Annotated in this window: 13 protein-coding genes; all 13 read left to right on the top strand. The window is 29.5% G+C overall.

The features are described from left to right. The first annotated feature begins 85 nt into the window (after nt 1–85). The 13 genes from L872_RS0102945 to L872_RS04950 all read left to right on the top strand — a co-directional run bounded on the left by L872_RS0102945 (nt 86) and on the right by L872_RS04950 (nt 17,809). Nucleotides 86–2,836, top strand: coding sequence for a DEAD/DEAH box helicase family protein (locus L872_RS0102945; RefSeq protein WP_027063370.1), 2,751 nt, complete (start codon nt 86–88; stop codon nt 2,834–2,836). Nucleotides 2,837–2,931: 95 nt separating this feature from the next. Beyond that, entirely contained in the window at nt 2,932–7,695 is a 4,764-nt protein-coding gene (locus L872_RS0102940) for an ABC transporter permease (RefSeq protein WP_027063369.1), read from the top strand. A gap of 78 nt (nt 7,696–7,773) precedes the next feature. Beyond that, on the top strand, nt 7,774–8,514 hold the full coding sequence (locus L872_RS0102935; protein WP_027063368.1) for a hypothetical protein: 741 nt from the start codon (nt 7,774–7,776) through the stop codon (nt 8,512–8,514). A 64-nt stretch (nt 8,515–8,578) separates the two neighbouring features. Beyond that, the gene (locus tag L872_RS0102930; RefSeq protein ID WP_027063367.1) at nt 8,579–9,199 is read left to right on the top strand and encodes a hypothetical protein; all 621 of its coding nucleotides are present in this window, start codon (nt 8,579–8,581) and stop codon (nt 9,197–9,199) included. Between the two features lie 21 nt (nt 9,200–9,220). Beyond that, the gene (locus L872_RS0102925; protein ID WP_027063366.1) at nt 9,221–10,273 is read left to right on the top strand and encodes a phenylalanine--tRNA ligase subunit alpha; all 1,053 of its coding nucleotides are present in this window, start codon (nt 9,221–9,223) and stop codon (nt 10,271–10,273) included. Between the two features lie 11 nt (nt 10,274–10,284). Further along, entirely contained in the window at nt 10,285–12,663 is a 2,379-nt protein-coding gene (gene pheT, locus L872_RS0102920; protein ID WP_027063365.1) for a phenylalanine--tRNA ligase subunit beta, read from the top strand. Further along, nucleotides 12,663–13,163: a YceD family protein gene (locus L872_RS0102915; RefSeq protein WP_027063364.1), complete on the top strand. Its 501-nt coding sequence runs from the start codon at nt 12,663–12,665 to the stop codon at nt 13,161–13,163. Before pheT ends, L872_RS0102915 begins: the two co-directional genes overlap by 1 nt. Nucleotides 13,164–13,178: 15 nt before the next feature. Then, nucleotides 13,179–13,358 (top strand): 50S ribosomal protein L32, encoded by a 180-nt coding sequence (rpmF, locus tag L872_RS0102910; RefSeq protein ID WP_027063363.1) that lies wholly within the window; start codon nt 13,179–13,181, stop codon nt 13,356–13,358. Nucleotides 13,359–13,509: 151 nt separating this feature from the next. Beyond that, a complete protein-coding gene (gene mraZ, locus L872_RS0102905; protein ID WP_027063362.1) occupies nt 13,510–13,938 on the top strand; it encodes a division/cell wall cluster transcriptional repressor MraZ in 429 nt (142 codons plus the stop codon). 2 nt (nt 13,939–13,940) lie between these two features. After that, nucleotides 13,941–14,867, top strand: coding sequence for a 16S rRNA (cytosine(1402)-N(4))-methyltransferase RsmH (rsmH, locus tag L872_RS0102900; protein ID WP_027063361.1), 927 nt, complete (start codon nt 13,941–13,943; stop codon nt 14,865–14,867). Nucleotides 14,868–14,885: 18 nt separating this feature from the next. Beyond that, nucleotides 14,886–16,259 (top strand): hypothetical protein, encoded by a 1,374-nt coding sequence (locus L872_RS0102895; protein WP_027063360.1) that lies wholly within the window; start codon nt 14,886–14,888, stop codon nt 16,257–16,259. 16 nt (nt 16,260–16,275) lie between these two features. Continuing rightward, nucleotides 16,276–17,409 (top strand): cell division protein FtsZ, encoded by a 1,134-nt coding sequence (gene ftsZ / locus L872_RS0102890; RefSeq protein ID WP_027063359.1) that lies wholly within the window; start codon nt 16,276–16,278, stop codon nt 17,407–17,409. 1 nt (nt 17,410) lies between these two features. Further along, nucleotides 17,411–17,809 carry a cell division protein SepF gene (locus L872_RS04950; RefSeq protein WP_051418448.1) on the top strand — a complete coding sequence of 133 codons (399 nt, stop codon included), beginning with the start codon at nt 17,411–17,413 and terminating at the stop codon, nt 17,807–17,809. Nucleotides 17,810–17,813: the final 4 nt, after the last annotated feature.

Raw genomic sequence — 17,813 nt, 5'->3', positions numbered from 1 at the left:
CCTTTGTTACTGTCTTTATTTATTTAAAAGAGTTTTAATAGATAGTTGAGTTAAAATATAAAGTAAAGGATATTAGGAGGAAGCTATGAATCAAGAGAAGTTTTTTACGAATAAAGACCAACAAGAGTTGCTAGTCGAAATGCAAAAAGAACTTACAAGTTGTGATGAAGTTTATTTAATTTATCCCTTTATATCAAAAACAATTTTAAATCGAATTAGTGCAAGTTTTGATTACTGTTTAGAACATAACATTCCTATCAAAATTATTTCAACAACTTTTGATGATTTAGCACAATTTAATAACTTAAAGGAGTTAGTTAAAATAGTTGAAAAATATCCTAATATTGAAATTAAGATTGAAGATAACTTAGAAAAACATAGTGAAAGAATTCACATTAAAGCATCAATTTTCAAACGTAAAAATGGTAGCCATAGTGCAATCATGGGATCATCAAACTTAACTTACAATGGAATGGTAGCTGGTCGTGAATGAAATGTTAAAATTTTAGCAAAAACACCTCATGATATTGTTAATCAAATGATTGCTGAGTTTGATAGCCTATGAGAAGAAGACTTTGTAAACTTTGCAAATTTACAAGAACGTAATTTTTTGTTACAAAGAGTTCAAGAAAATCAGTTATCAAAAATTCAACTAGAAGATTTGGAGGCTACAAATTTTGTGGCAACACGTCGTTATTTATTTAAATTTCAAAAAGAAATTATCAACAAACTTTCATATCGTCGTTTTCAAAATAAGAATAAGCATTTAATTGTTATGGCAACTGGAACTGGAAAAACTACTGTTGCTGCTTTTGACTTTAAGCGTCTTCAAGAAAATAGTTCAAAAAAATTACGACTATTGTTTTTAGCTCATCAAAAAGAAATTATTGATCAAGCAATAATGACTTATCGTCAAGTTTTAAACGATTTTAAATTTGGGAGTGTGCTATACGATGGAACTTACATCAAATTTTCTGAAAAGCCTCAGCATTTATTTGCTACAATTCAATCACTTTCAAATCGCTTAGAGTTTTTTGATCCTAAAGAATTTGATGTAATTGTTTTTGATGAAGCTCATCATTTGGCAGCTAATAGTTTTGATAAAGTTTTCAAATATTTTGAACCGCAAGAAATCTTAGGACTAACAGCAACTCCAGAGCGTGAGGATTTACAAGATATTAGTAAGTATTTTGATAATGAATTTGCCTATGAACTTCGCTTGTGAGAAGCAATTAATCAAAAATTATTATGTCCTTTTGATTATTACTGTATTGATGATACAGCTACGGATTTGCAAGGTGTTGATTTAACATCTGACCGAGCAATTTTTCAAAAAATCAATACTGAATCACGAAATCAATTATTGTTTGATGTCATTGAAAAGTATTTGGGAATTTATGCTCGACCAACATGTTTAATTTTTTGTGCGACTGTTGAACATGCCAAAATTGTTGCTAATTATTTAAAAGAGAGATCTTTGAAAGCTGAATATTTAACTTCAGAAAATAATAAAGATCGTATTCGTATTTTGCATGAATTTAAGACTGGAAGAATTAATTATCTATGTGTGGTAAATATCTTTAATGAAGGAATTGATGTTCCTGAGATTAATACAATTATTTTGCTTCGTCCAACAAGTTCTAAAACTGTTTATTTACAACAATTAGGACGTGGTTTGAGAAAGACATCGCTAAAAAACCGCTTAGAGGTTTATGATTTAATTGCCAATATTGATAATAAGTATGATTTAACTGTGGGAATCAAAAATTTATTTGAGCCAGGAATGAAAGTTAGTGACTTTGAAAAGGGGAAAAACTTTTTACCTTATGATTCAACAATTCGTTTAGAAAAACAAACTGAAAAGTTAATTTTAGAAAGTCTAAAAAAGTGATATCATAATAAGAATCAGCTGCAACTTGATGTTATTAATTATTATCAACAACACCAAACTGATGCATTAAATCAAATGCTTAAGGATTATGAACTATCGATTTATGATTTTTATAATAAACTTGATGATTTGTTTTTAAAAGTTGCTTATCAAAATAAAAGTCGACTACCTAAACAAAATCAAACAAAGCGTAATAAAAACTTAGTGAAGCAATTTTTGTTTTTAAATAACTATCAAATCATTAATTACTTTTATTTAAGATTATCAAAACACCTTAACGCTAATGAAATTGATTTCGATTATGATAACTTATTAATGACATGTTTCTTATATGAAATTACCAGTCTTGATAAATTTTTAATTTTATATCCCAACTATTTAGAAATCTCAGACTTGGTTTCGGACTTTATTGATAATCATGAAATGATTATCAAAGAAGTGCTTATGATTTTGAAATACAAAATCGAGAATGAGAACTTAATTTTTGAAACAACGAGACATAAACTTCTGAATGCAAAATCTACTTATACTGTTAAACAAGCATTAGCTGCGATCGGGCGAACAAATTTTTTATGATATCGTCAAGAACTAAAGATTATTACATTTCAAGCGGGGTACTTAACATTTGATTTGTCAAAACAAATTATTCTAGCAGATGAAGATGGTAATGGTTATGGGAAAATGACTCGCTATGATGCTAAAAATCAAAAGTTTTATTGATCATTACCAGAAAAAATGACTCTTAATCACAAAATTATTCAAGACTTTGAAACACCAGCTATTGTTAAATATTTGTTTATTCATAACAAACAAAACTATCATCATCCGAAATTATTTTTGAAGCTGTATGATTTTGTCGGAGAAGGAAAATATTTACAGATGCATCAAGATATTGCATTGACAGTTGAATTTGATGTAGTAAATTTTAAATTTGAAAAAAGTTAAAACATAAATAACAATAGTTCTAAAAACTTTTTAAAAATAAGTTTTTAGAAACATATAAAAAATAGATAAAATTATCATAATGGAGGTCTCAAAATATGCAACAAATTATTAAAAGTTATATGAAGACATTTTTTAAAAATTGAGTTTCAACAATTGGGACTTTAGTTTTTATTATTATTTTGTCAACAATGATTATTGGGTTATTGGCGACACCATTGCAAATGAATTCAAAAATTAAAAAGATTGAAAATCACACTACTCAATATAATTCAAAAATGGTTCCAGCAACTTATAGTCAAAAATTTGTTTTTGAATATATTTTGAATCCTCAAAATGATTATAAAAAATTAGGAGAGACTGACGAAACGGTAATTAATAGTCCTGACATTAATTTGAGTGACTATCAAGAATATACTTACAATTTTTTAACAGACGATAATGATCAGCCAATTTCAATTCGTTCAGGGATTATTTCGAAATTTGGAATTGAAGTAATTAACTCCCTAGTTAAAAATTTAATTGGACAATATGTAGGTGAATCATTATTTGATGATATTAATTCATTTAATATCAAATTATCAAAAGAGCAACAAGAACCGATTAAAGCGTATATGACTAACTATGTACAAAATTTCCTTTATAATTTTGAGACTAGAGAATTGAATCGTTGAAATATTTATAAAATTAGTTTGAACTACGACAAAGAAATTAAAGAAATTCAAACAAATTTATATGCTAATCCTAAATATAAAGAATTTGTAAAGTTTTTTTGAGCAGGTTTTGTTGAATACTCAGTTAGAGAATTTGCTAACATTGATGTAAAAATTGAAACTAATAATTACATGGCCAGTTTAATTAAAACTATTAAAGAAGTACAAAGTAATAACCAACAATTTAGTCAGTATTATAAAAATCAATTTAGTGGTGTTTTATATCGCCAAATTGGAACATTTATTTCGTCAATTCCTGAACGAAAACATAATTTTACAACTTTGAGAAATGAACTTTATCAAATACTAACAAGTAACCAAGATGAAGCAACAATCATTGCAAAATTGAAAAGTAAAATTGATCAAGTAATTGTTGAAGAATATGAAGAGTTGATGAAGGGTAATGAATTTAAAGATCCTTCAACAGAAGGAGGAATGCTTAAGAAAAAAAGTATCCCGCTGCCTTTTGCAACAACTTTATCAGTTGATGCAAATTTTAAAAATGCTCTAGAACCTTATAGTTATTCTTTTGATGAGTATGTAGCAAATAAAGTAATCTTTAATCAAAAAAATAGTTTAACTCATGACGGAAATAACAATTTTAAATTTATGTTGGAAAAAGAGAATGTATTTTCGATTGTTAAGAAAAAATCAACTTCAGTAGCTTCATCATTTTCAATTAATATTGGGTCAAGCGACATAGATGGCAAAATTAACGAATTGTATATTCAAGAAGGGCGTCGACCAGAAAAATGAAATCCTGAAGATTATTTAACTAAAATTCCGGAAATTGTCATATCAGAGACTTATGCAAAAGCTAACAATATTAAAATTGGAGATATCCTAAGTGAAACTTTAAATTTTTCAACTTCAACTTTGGATAGTTCAGATTATGATAAAGAAAAAGCATTTTATAACTCAGCAATTAAAGTTAAGGTTGTTGGGATTGGAATTAAACATGATGATATTACCCCAGGTAGAAGTTATAGTTCCGCTGTTCAAGAGTTTAAAAATTATACTTATGGATATTTAGATGGCAATTTTTTAGCAATTCTTAAAAATAATTTGCGTTCAAATATTTCTTATGATGGTATTAATGCTGGAACAAAGATTCGTGTAAAAAATTTAACAGCTAGTGATGATACTCCTAAAACATTATTTAGTGCTGATCCAAAAGATTACAACACGTCAATTTTTGATATGCAAAATAATCCTAAGATTTTTGAAAAGTATAAAGATAGTTGAGAATACAACCGATTAAATTTAATCAAAATTCAAATTTTAATTTATGAGTTAATGGGAGTCGCAGTTTTAGTATTGGCGTTTATTTTTATTAACTTCTTGATTAAAAAGGAAATGAATGAAACTCGTAAGCAATTAGGAGTGTTCAAATCATTTGGTTATAAGGTTACGGAGTTATCATGAATTTTTGCGCTTAAGACCTTTATTATCATTTTTTTAGGATTAGTAATAGGATACTTTTGCTCAATTCCATTACAAATGTTTTCTGCTTCTGCAAGTGTTAAAACAGTTATGTTTGTGTTCTCACAAGTATATATTTCAATCCCATTTGCAGCGTTAATTTTTGTTTTAATTCCAGTAGTATTTTTATTAATTTCTTATGGATTAACAATTTTATATATTAAGGAACCGGCATTAAAATTAATCAATCAAAAAAGTAAGATTTCTCGTAGCGCTACAAAAACGACTTGAATCGTACGACGATTGAATGCTAATAATGCATTGTTTGGTTATCGTTTACGTAGAGCCTTTGTAAGAACATCTCGAGGAAAATTCATTGTTATTCAAACTTTATTTGCGTTAACATCATTTGTTTATGCGTTGATGTTTGGAGCTCAAACAATTTTTGCACAAATGACTCAAGAAGGATTTGCTAACTACAATGATAGTTTAGATCATAAATACACATATCGAAATGTTTCTGATTTTACAGTCTCACCAATTGATAGAAAATTTTCTTTACCTATTGGTACTGATGCAAATAAATGAGCAAATCAGTTGAATAATTATCGTGATACTTCAAATTTTAGTTCCTATAATGAGTACTTAAATGCTCAAGATGATCAAAGTGATTCACGTTATGGAATTAGATTAGTAGTAGATTCAATCGCTAATAGTATAACAACTCACGAAAATGAGACTTGAACAGGATTAAATACAATTATGCCATTGTATGTCAGTGCATTTTTAATGCGTGACAAAATTAGTGATTTTAATATTGGTTTAATTTTTAAAGATGAAAAGATTTTAAGTAATATTTCAAATATTCGTCAATGATTCTTATTTAACTTATTAACTTATAAGGTAGTCGGAATTGAACAAGAAAATAATCTTTATTATGACTTAATTAATAAACTTAAGAATAATCAACAAGTAGATACAACAATTGCAGATTTGCAAAAAATACCGAATCTTAGAATTGACTTTACTAAAATCAACAAGCAAAGTGATGAGTTATTAAAAACATTAATTGGAATGAAAGCAACCTTTGCCTCAGAAATAAATGGAAAAATTAAAAACCTTTACAACTCATTATATTTAGCAGATTTATCAAAAATTGTTTCAATGATTTATGCGATGCAGTATTCACAAAATGCATTAACCCAAAATCTTAATGCAACGGGCAAAGAAAAAGTAACTTTTAAAGAATTTACTGAAGCGTGATCACAATTAGCAAAAAATAAAGTATTGAAAAACTTTAACCCTAAAGATGACAAGTATTGAGGGCTAACTAATAATCCTTTAATTGATGTTAAGATTCCTGAAATTGAGGGCATTTTAAGAACTCAACAATTAGATTCAATGAATGATGAATCTAATAATAGTTTTAATAACTCAGTAGGAAATTCAGTAGGAATTAATTTAGAAGCAATTGCACCGGGATTAAAATCATTGGTTATGAGTTCAATGCTAGCAACTAGAAGTAGCAGTATTAATCAAGAAAAGGTTGTAACTTTTAATCAATTCTTGTTTAATAAAAACACTGATTTGTTGGTCAAAAATATTAGTGTACTTAATGTAGACCCCGATAAGACTGATAATATTCAATTGAGTCTAGTTGATTTTAAAGAGCAAGCTTATGGAAATATTTATAATGCTTACAAATTTACAGGAGTCACTCAATCACAAATTGATGAAACTGCAAAAATTAATGAAGATGGTTCATTGAATGTAATCATTCCCTATTCAATCGCGCGAGCAGATAATTTGAAAATTGGTTCAAAATTTCAAGTCAAAACTAAAGGTAAGCAGTTTGCTAAGATTGATCTGAATGTTGTAGGGATTAATCGTGGAGAGACCTTTAATATTGACAGAAAATGAAATATATTTATTGATTATCGAACATTTGCGAAAGCTCACTTTAGCAGTAAACTTTATGATTTGATGTTTAATCAAAAACAAGAACGTTTAATTTTTACAAGTTTATTTTCACAAGAAAAAATGCTTGAAGGAGATATTGATGTTTTCAACATTGCTAAATCTTTAAACTCTTTAAAATTTACTGGAAACGCTTTAGCTTTAGAATTGAATGAGGACACTTCAATGTTTTATTCATTAGCTGTCGGAATTGCTAAACCGCTACAAAATCTGTCACAGTACATAAATTTAAAGGCTTCATCAAACATTTTTGCATTAACTAACCCAAACCCGGTTTCATTGACAAATGGATATTCTGCGCGGCCAATTAATTTACTGCGACAGGGAGTTAAAATTGTTGCTTCAAAAGTTTCGCAATTGCTATACATATTTATTGGATTACAAACAATTTTATTAATTATCATTTTAGTAATTATTATGAATATTATTGTTGAAGAAGCAGCAGTGATTATTTTAACATTACGAGCAACTGGCTATAAATCTGGACAAATTAATTGAATCATTATGGGAAGTTATATTATTTGAGCATTTGTTTCATTTGTTATTGCCTTTACGCTATCAACTATTTTATGGCAAATCATTACATATATTGCAGCGTATAAATGGCAAATTTATATTAGCCTAGGATTTGATTGACGAGCATTAATAGTTACATTCTTAGTTAGTGCGATGATTTTATCAGTTGGATGATACACATCAAGTCGTCAAGTCAATCGCCGACCTTTGAACCAAATTACGAATATGGATTAAGAAAACACTTTTAAGTGTTTTTTTATTTTGTTTTTTTTGTATTATATTTTTAGTATTTTAAATTTAAAAGGAGTTCATATGAAAAACAGAACACAAGTTGTTTGCTTATGATGAGTTGCAATTATTCCTTTAGGAGTTGTCTTGTTGGATTTATTTTTATCAATTGTTGAACAAAACGATAATGTAGTTTCCAGCAACTTTGATATTTCACTTATTAATCAAATTGTGTATTTGTCAGTTTGAAATGCAGTTGCTAGTTCAATTTGAGCAATCTGCAACTTAATTAAACTTAGCAAACCAGAAACCTATAAATTTTTAGGATCACGTGAAACTTTTACTTTGATTACCACTTTAAATATTTTTGTCTTTTTGATGTATACATCAACTTTCTTAGCTGCCCCTGAAACGATTCCAGGGTTCTCAACTTGATATCAAATTGTAAAATCAGTGTTAGAGCATTTTTTGACACCACCACTAGTAGTATTGATGTACTTCTTAACAGCTGAAAAGCGTTATTCATCAAAAGTTTATGCCAAACACCGAGCATGAAGCGCTATGGTAATTCCAGCAGGTTATATTGTGTTCATCCTTATTCGAGCAGCCTTTTTGTATAGTTTTGCTGATAATCCAACAGTTCCATTCCCTTATCCAATTGTTGATCCTTGAAAAGTACCATTATGACTTTCTTTAGGAGCAATCATAGGAGTTTTATTTGGAAATTATGGAATAGCGACATTTTTAAATTGTATGAATAATCGAGTTCATAATTATCGTCATTTAAAACTTTATCGAAAAATAAAAAGCAATGAAGCTTTATAGCTTTTTTGCTTTTTATTTATACTATTTTTGTTAAAATTATTTTAATAGATTGTTAGGTGATGCTATGGATGAATATTTTAGAATCCAAGAAAATTTTAATTCAACTTCGGTAGCTAAACAAAATAGCACCAAATTCAGGGGTTATCAAATTAACTGACGATTTGAGGGGTTTCCTAAACTAATATCCAAACCAACATTTTTAACATATTTGCAAACTAGTTTTGATTATCAATTTAGCAGTTTAATGATTGAAGCAATCGAACAAGAAATTGATAAATTGCGATTTTTATTTAATGAAGTTGATGAAGCAACAAAACGCTATTTGAATGAGTTAGGTGATGTCACCATTATTACAAGAAATTATAGTCGATTTCTTTTAAGTGCATATACTGATCTTAGAAACTTCGTCAATGATTCATTAATAAATTGAGTTTTCTACAATGCACTTCATGAAGATTGGGATGAAAAAACTATAAGCTATGATGCTGATCTTTTTTATCAAATGCGTTTTAAAAGATTAGAACTTGATTTTCAAAATAATTTAAAAAAGACTTTGAAAGCAATTTATAAATTAATGCCAAATGATCAAACGATTAAGCTGATGCTAGAAACTTATGAGGTTGATATGAAACAGAAAGAACTTAATCTTATTGAGTTACGTACACAAGCAAAACTAAACAAGTAAAATAGAAAAAGGAATATAAACATGATTAATAAATTAACGACAATTTTAAATGAGTTTAATGACAAATTGAATTCGGCTAAAGGGTTAGAACAATTAGAAGAAGTCAAAAAACAATTTTCGGGAAAAGATTCACCGTTAAACGATATCTTAAAAGCAATGCGTGAAGCTTCTGCTGAAGAACGCCAAGAAATTGGAAAATTAGCAAATCAAGTACGTGTAGAAATTGCTAATAAATTAAATGCCCGATTTGAGGAGTTAAACCGTGCAGTATTAAATGAAAAATTAAAAGGAGAACAAATCGACGTATCATTGCCAGGAACTAATGTTAATTTTGGTACTAAACACCCTCTAAATTTAGTAATTGAAGAAATTAGTGATATCTTTACCGAAATTGGTTTTGAAATGGTTAATGGTACTGAAGTAGAACTAGATTTATTTAACTTTCAAAATTTAAATTTACCAATTGGACACCCAGCACGAGATATGCAAGATACTTTTTACATTAATGAAGAAGTAGTTATGCGTACTCACTGTACTAATGAAACTGCAAGAATGTTTACACAAATTTCAAAAACAAATAGTAAGAGTAAAAACTTAGCAGCAATTTCTTATGGAAATGTTTACCGTCGTGATGATGACGATGCTACTCATTCACACCAATTTATGCAAGTTGATGGATTTGCTCTTGGAGAGAAAATTTCGTTTGCTAATTTAAAATGAGTTTTAAAATATATGTGTCAAAGATTATTTAACGAAAATGTGAACATTCGTTTAAGACCATCATTTTTCCCATTTACTGAACCAAGTGTTGAAGTAGACGTTTCATGCTTTAAGTGTGACGGAAAAGGTTGTGCTTTATGTAAACAATCAGGATGAATCGAAATTTTAGGTTCTGGAATGATTAATGATCAAGTTATGGAACTAAATGGTTTAGATCCAAAAACACAATCAGCATTGGCATTTGGAATTGGAATTGAAAGAATTGCGATGCTAAAATTTGGAATTAATAATATTAGAAACTTTTATGAGAACAATACTAAATTCTTAGATCAGTTCAAATTTTACGGAGAATAGGGAGAAAATATATGATTATTACAAGAAAGTGATTAGAACAACATCTTAATTTAAAAAATATAAGCAATGATCAAATTTCAGTAGCCTTAAATTCTCTTGGATTTGAAGTAGAAGAAACTTGTGATTTCAGTAAACTAAATGAAGAGTTGGTAATTGGATATGTTGTTGAATCAACTCCAATTGAGGGAACTCATTTGAGATTTAACAAAGTTAATGTGGGAACAACACCATTATTAGAAATTGTTTGTGGAGCAGCTAATGTGGATGCAGGACAATTTGTAATCGTTGCAAAAGTTGGAACTACAATTGCTAATGGAATGACATTAGATGAACGTGAAATTCGTGGATTTAAATCTCAAGGAATGATTTGTGCTTTAAACGAGATCGGATTATCAAACAACGTCTTGACTGAATTAGAGGCTGATTCAATTTATGTGATTAATTCAAGCGATGATTTAAGTTCAAAATTAGGACATTCGATTAGTGAAATTAATTTTGATGATTATATTTGAGATATGGATTTAACTTTAAATCGTAGTGATGCATTGGCAGCAACACAGTTGTTAAAAGAAATTGCTAACTACTTTAAAATTGCTTATGAGCACAAAAACTTTAAAGCATCGGTATCTGAAATTGCAAATATTGAACTTAAAGTAAGTGTTGATTCTTCATTAGAAGAAAATGTTCGTACAATTGCTTATGCAACCATTGAAGTTACTAATAATGATTTTAAATTGGAAGCTAAAGATGATTTATGATTGAAATTTTCTCACTCAAAAGGGGTGGACAATAACTTTGAGCAACTAGCTAATAAAGCAGCGCTTGAAGCGGGACAACCAATTATTCTGGTTGATGCTCAAAAAATTAGTAGATCTTTAGCTTTAAAATCAGTTAGTGTTGAAGACAAAAGTTTCATTGCTTTAACAAGTAATGAAGAAATTGTTAATTTAATTGGTAAAAAAACTGAAACCAAGTTTGCTGTTGACAGTTCAACAACTCAAGTTGTTGCAATCTTTTTAAACTTTAATCCAGTGACAATGCGTAAACAACAAAAAGATTTAAATTTATCAAACGTTGATTTACAACGTTACATTAAACCATTAAATCCTAACTTATTTAGCTTTGCCTATGAAGTTTTCTTAGCAAACTTAGCAGCTTATAATTTAGTTAAACAAGCAAGCACAGTTACAGCTATTAAACAGAGTTATGTCAATCGAGTTATTTACGAATTACCATTATCAAAAATTACTGATTTATTAGGAATCGAAATTACAATTCCTGAAATTAAAGCGTTATTCACACAATTAGATTTTAAAGTTAGTGGTGATGAAAGCAAGTTAGTATTTGAAATTGATCCAAATAGAACCGATTTATATGGACAAAATGATATTTGTGAAGAAGTCGCTCGTTTATATGGTTATGACAATATTATTGAACAACCATTAATCGTTAAGGCACGTAAAAATGCTAAGAATATTAGTCATAAGCTACAAGTTAAAACAGGTGATTATTTAATTGGACAAGGCTTCAACAATACCAAAACATATTCGTTAATTGCTAACGAAGAAGTTGAGAAATGAAATTTATTTAAAATTTCTAACCCTGTAAAATTAATGAGTCCATTGTCAAAATTACATGAAACTTATCGAACAAACTTAATTTCATCATTAATTGAAGTGGCAGTTTATAACTCTTCAGTTGATAACAAGAAGTTAAAACTTTGAGAAATGGCTGATTTATATGCCCACGATAACTTCCGTGAACGCCATCTAGCTTTCTTAGTTTCAGGAGACGTTTTAGAAGATAAGATTACTAAAACCAAAGTTGAAGCAAATTACTTTTACGTTAAAGGAGTAGTTGAAGCAATATTAAATTTATATCGTGTTGATTTGAATCAAGTTACATTTACAGTTTCAGAAACTGTCATTGATGAAATTCATCCATATATTAATGCTGAAATTAAGCATAATGGAGAACTATTAGGATTTATCTTCAAACTAAATCCAAAATTTGAAAATGTTAAAAAAATTCACAAAACTTTTGGAGTTGAATTAAATGTTAATGCTTTAGAAAAAGCATCTCAAAAACAATATGTAGCTCAAGAGTTTTCAAAATATCAACAATCTTCACGAGATATTTCTTTAATTGTTAGTGAAACTCAACAGTATCAAGAATTGATTAAGGGATTAACTAATAACGTTAACCATTTAATTACAACTAACTTAATTGATGAGTATCATGATGCAGAGCTGGCAGCAGCACAAACTAAATCATTGGCAATTTCATTTGTCTTTAATGCTTTAGATCATCAGCTAACTGAAGCTGAAATTAATGAACAGTGAGCAATTGTTTTAAATAATGCGGCAAACTTAAATGCCAAGGTTAGATAATGCATATTTCACAATTAATAAATAAAGCGCATCATGAGTTAACTGCGGAAATTGTTAATGTACAAGATTTAGTTTCAACAAATGTTTTAGTTAAAAAGTTTTTAGCCGTTGATTATGATTTGGACTTAGACTACTTTGACGAAATTCAAACGGTTAAAGTTATCGGAGTAATTAACTTTCGATTATTAGTTGTTGATGCTCGCGATGGTCAGGAGTTTGAATATGCTGACGGGATTGATTGAAATGACGAGTATACTTTCAATGATGAGCTAAATGATCAAGCTAACTTAATCTTGGGAGACGAGTTTAATTTGCAAGACTATATTGTTGAACAAATAAATATTAATATTCCTGTCAACTTGTCAAAAAACAATGATATAATTTTAAAGGCTGGTTCTGGATGAGAGTTGTTAACACAACAACAATTTGACGAGTCGGAAAATGACAATCCAGATCCTAGATGAGAAAAGTTGTCAGAATTTAAAAAAATAAAAAAATAGGGGAGGTGTCATTACATGGCTGTACCATTTAGAAAAACTAGTAAGGCTGCTAAAAATAAAAGAAGATCTCACTTAGCTTTAGCAGCAGCATCAATCGTTTCATGTGGAAACTGTGGTGCTATGATCAAACCACACCGCGTATGTAGAGAATGTGGTTTCTACAAAGGAAAAGAAGCAAAATCAGTTGAAGCTTAATTTTCGCGCAGAATAATAAAAGAACAAAGCAATGCTTTGTTCTTTTTTTTTTTTTTTTTACAAAAAAATCATTTTTTTGTGATAATAAGTAATTTTTAAGTAATTTTTATGTAATAATATACACAAGTGGGAGAAAGTGGGGCGAAATGTCATGTTATTGGGAACTTATGAGCATAGTTTGGATGACAAACTTCGTCTTACCATTCCATCTAAACTTAGAAATAAATTAGGAAGTACTGTTTATGTATCTAAGGGTTTTGAAGGTAGTTTAGAATTACGCAGCGTCGAAGAGTTTAATAAGTGATCACAACAGGTATTGTCATATCCAAACATGAATTCTGAAGCTCGTATGCTAAGCAGAACAATTTTTGCCAATTCTGCTGAAGTTGAAATTGATTCTTCAGGAAGAATTAAAATTCCCGCAAACTTATTACAACTAGCGAACATCTCAAAAGATGTTTATATTTTAGGTTTGGGAACAAAAGCTGAAATATGAGATCGTGTAAAGTTTGACTCTTATGAAAATGAAAATGCTGACAAAATGGAAGTAATTGCTGATAACTTAGGAAGCGTGGCTTAACTATGGAACAGCATATTCCAGTATTGCTTGCCGAATCAATTGAAATGTTAAATATTAAGCCAACCGGAATTTATGTTGATTGTACTCTTGGTCGGGGAGGTCATTCTAGTGAAATCTTAAAACGTTTAACTAGTGGTAAACTTTATTCAATAGATCAAGATCCGACAGCTATTGAAGAAGGTAAAGCAAGGTTAACCGCTATTTCTAATAATTTCGAAATTCTTGAAGGTAACTTCTTAAACTTAGAAGCTCTATTATCAATTAAAGGAGTTTTCGAAGTTGACGGAATTTTATATGACTTAGGTGTTAGTTCACCACAATTTGATGTTCCTGAGCGAGGATTTAGTTATCGTTTTGATGGACCGTTGGATATGAGAATGGATCCGGTAAATAATTTACTTACAGCTGCAAAAGTTGTTAATGAGTATAGCGAAGAAGATCTTAAAAAAATCTTTTGAACATATGGAGATGAAAAGTTTGCCCCAAGTATTGCTCGAAACATTTGCAATTCACGTCCAGTAAACACAACATTCGAATTAGTTGAAATAATTAAGCGATCAATGCCTCAAAAAGAATTAAAAAAACCTAAGCATCCAGCCAAGAAAACTTTTCAAGCGCTAAGGATTTTTGTAAACAACGAAATTGAGGTTCTTAAAGATTCTTTAAGACAAGGTTTAAATTTATTAAAACCTCAAGGACGAATTTCGGTAATTACCTTTCATTCATTAGAAGAAAAAATTGTGAAAGAGATTTTTAAAGAAGTGACTGTTTCTGAACAAGATCATTTTCTAGCATCATTGCCAATTGAAGTTGAATCAAATTCTCAATTTCGTTTAGTAATTAAAAAACCAATTAAGGCAACAACAACAGAACTTAATAAAAATCGTCGTTCTCATAGCGCCAAATTATGAGTTATAGAAAAGAAATAAATAGATAGGAGTGATATCATGATTAACAATTTCAACATTGATGTTTATGCAACATTAGAAATAAAAAATGAAGCAATGATTTTTTCAGTATTTAAATATATCGGAAATAATCCAATGGTATTGTTTACCAAAAAGTCATTTGCTCCAGCAGCTTTAAATAATGGTTGATTAGACAAAGATGAACATGTTAAAGATACGGTAAAGACAGCAAGAGAATTTGGAAAAATGGTTGCCGAATTTGAAAACTCTCATAATGGTTTAAAAATTGACAATGTTATTTTGATAGCTCCTAACAAAAATCTTATTTATACAGAAAAGCCATTTACTAGCAATTTTGTTTCAGAAAGTAATCCTCAAGGAATTGTTGTTACTAAAAAAGTCATCAAAAAAATCATTGGGGATTTAAAAATTAAATCAAAAGTTGATAATCACGAAATTTTCAGTGAAGAGATTATTGAAATTCAGGCAGATGATAAGTATACAACTTTGGAGCGAATCGCAAATATTCAAACCGAAAAACTAACGGTCAGAATTAAGTTCGTGCACATTTCAGAACATATGCTAAATTCTCATCGTATGGTCATTACAAAAGCTGGTAAAGAAGTTTTAAAAGTTAACGGAGTTAATACAAGAATTAGTTCTTTATATAATGCTGTAGCTGATCAATATAGTGAAAAGCAACGTGTCCTTGTAATTGATTGAAAAGAAAATCAAATTGAAGCAGGAGTTTTTGAAGGTCGTAAACTGGTCTACTTTAAAACCTTTATCGATGGGACAGATAAAATCATTAGTATGATTGCCAAAAAACTTCGTGTTAATAAAGAAATTGCTAAAAATTATTTAATGCATAACCTTGATTTTGGTTCAAACAATAATGATCAAAGTGTAGTTTACCAAAACTGAAACTCAACTAATAAAGCATTAGATAAAATGACAGGAACACAAATTAAAGAAACTGTTATGACAATATTTGATAATTTTTATGGACCGATTAAAAGAAACATGAGTAAGAACTTTACTCAAGGAGAATTGGTTACTCACAATTTTGGAACAATCACCGAAATTCCTGGAGTAGAAACAATTCTTCGAAGAGGTTCAAAATTTGCCAATGATTATGTTTATGGAAAAAGAATTTTTGGAGCCAACAATAATCATCAAATAATTAGTGCAGTGGGAGCAGTTAGTTATGCCAAAACTATGAATTCTATCCGTAAGGATAAGATTGTTACATCAATTTACAATGGCATTAATTTACAATTCAATAATAATCAACAAGTTGAAAACAATACATTTGGAAGTCTAGTTCCAAAAAAGAATCATTTAAATGTTAATCAACCATTGTTTCTAAAAGATAATGGAATCTTAATTGACGAGAAAGAATTTAAAAACTAAAAAGGGAGCGTTTATTATGGAAAATAATTTTACACAAAAAGCAGTCATAAAAGTAATTGGAGTTGGTGGAGCAGGTAATAATGCTGTTAACCGTATGATCGATGAAGATGTTAAAGGAGTTGAGTTTATTGTTGCTAATACTGATGCACAAGTTTTACTTAGCTCAAGTGCTGAAAACAAAATAATTCTTGGAGAAAAAACTTCAAAAGGTCTAGGAGCAGGGGCAAATCCCGAAATCGGAAAACAAGCTGCTTTAGAATCTGAAACTGAAATTAAAAAAGCCTTAGCTGGAGCGGATCTTATTTTCGTTGCTGCTGGAATGGGTGGAGGAACTGGAACAGGAGCAGCACCAATCGTGGCTAAAATTGCCGCTGAATCTGGAGCTCTTGTTATTGGAATTGTAACCAAACCTTTCCGTTTCGAGGGTCGTCACCGTTTAAAATATTCTGAACAAGGATTAGTTGAACTTAAAAAATATGTTGACTCAGTAATTGTAATTTCAAATGATAAGTTATTATTATCAGGAGGAATTCCAATTGAAGAATCATTTAAAGAAGCTGACTCTATTTTAAAAGAAGGAGTTAAAACAATTACTGACTTAATTGCTACTCCAGCAGTGATTAACTTAGACTTTGCTGATGTTAAAACAGTTATGTCTAAAAAAGGAAATGCATTATTTGGACGTGGAGCTGCTGGTGGAGAACGTAGTGCCGAAACTGCTGCTAAACGTGCAATTTCTTCAAGTTTGTTAGATACAAAAATTACAGGAGCTAAAGATATTATTATTAACATTATGGGAGGTCCAAATACTTCTTTAAATGATGCTTATGATGTTGTTGACATTATTACTGATGCTACGGAAAATGAAGATGTTAACATTGTTTTCGGAATTTCAGTTAACCAACATTTAGGTCAAGAAGATGATATTGTAGTTAGTGTTATTGCTACAGGATTTAGCGAAAAACCAGGTGAAGAGATTGTTAATGAACGTCCAACTCGTCAAGCACGTATTGTTGAACGTGATCCATTAGACAAAATTCTTAAATCAGAAGTTGAAATTAATAAACCGCGCCCAGTTCCAGCTGTTGAAGAACCTTTAAAAGCTGAAGATATTTTTGACAACGATGACTTTCCGACTTTTTTAAAGTAAGATGAGCCTTTTTAAAAATATTAAACCTAAACCACCTAAAACAGAAAATCACTCCGCTAGTGCAATTAGTGAATACAAAGAAGAGTTCACCCAACAACTAGTCGAGTTTGATAGTGGTTTAAAAGAATTTGAAGAGATAACTATTGAACAAGGAAAGTCAAAAGAACTATCATTTGATGTTAAGAAAAAAACTCACGTTTTTGCACCCAAAAAATATCGAGAAATTCAAACAATGATTGATGAGTTAATTCAAAATAAAGTTATTTTAGTTGATTTCTATAATCTTCAATCTGATGAGAAACGTCGGGTTAAAGATTTTTTAAGTGGAATCACTTATGCTCTGGATGGAGAACACCGCAAAATTGAAAATGAAGTTTTTAAATTTATAATTCGCAAATAACTCT

Source organism: Mesoplasma seiffertii ATCC 49495 (genome assembly GCF_000518725.1).
GTDB lineage: Bacteria > Bacillota_I > Bacilli_A > Mycoplasmatales > Mycoplasmataceae > Tullyiplasma > Tullyiplasma seiffertii.
This window is presented reverse-complemented; position numbering and strand designations above follow the sequence as displayed.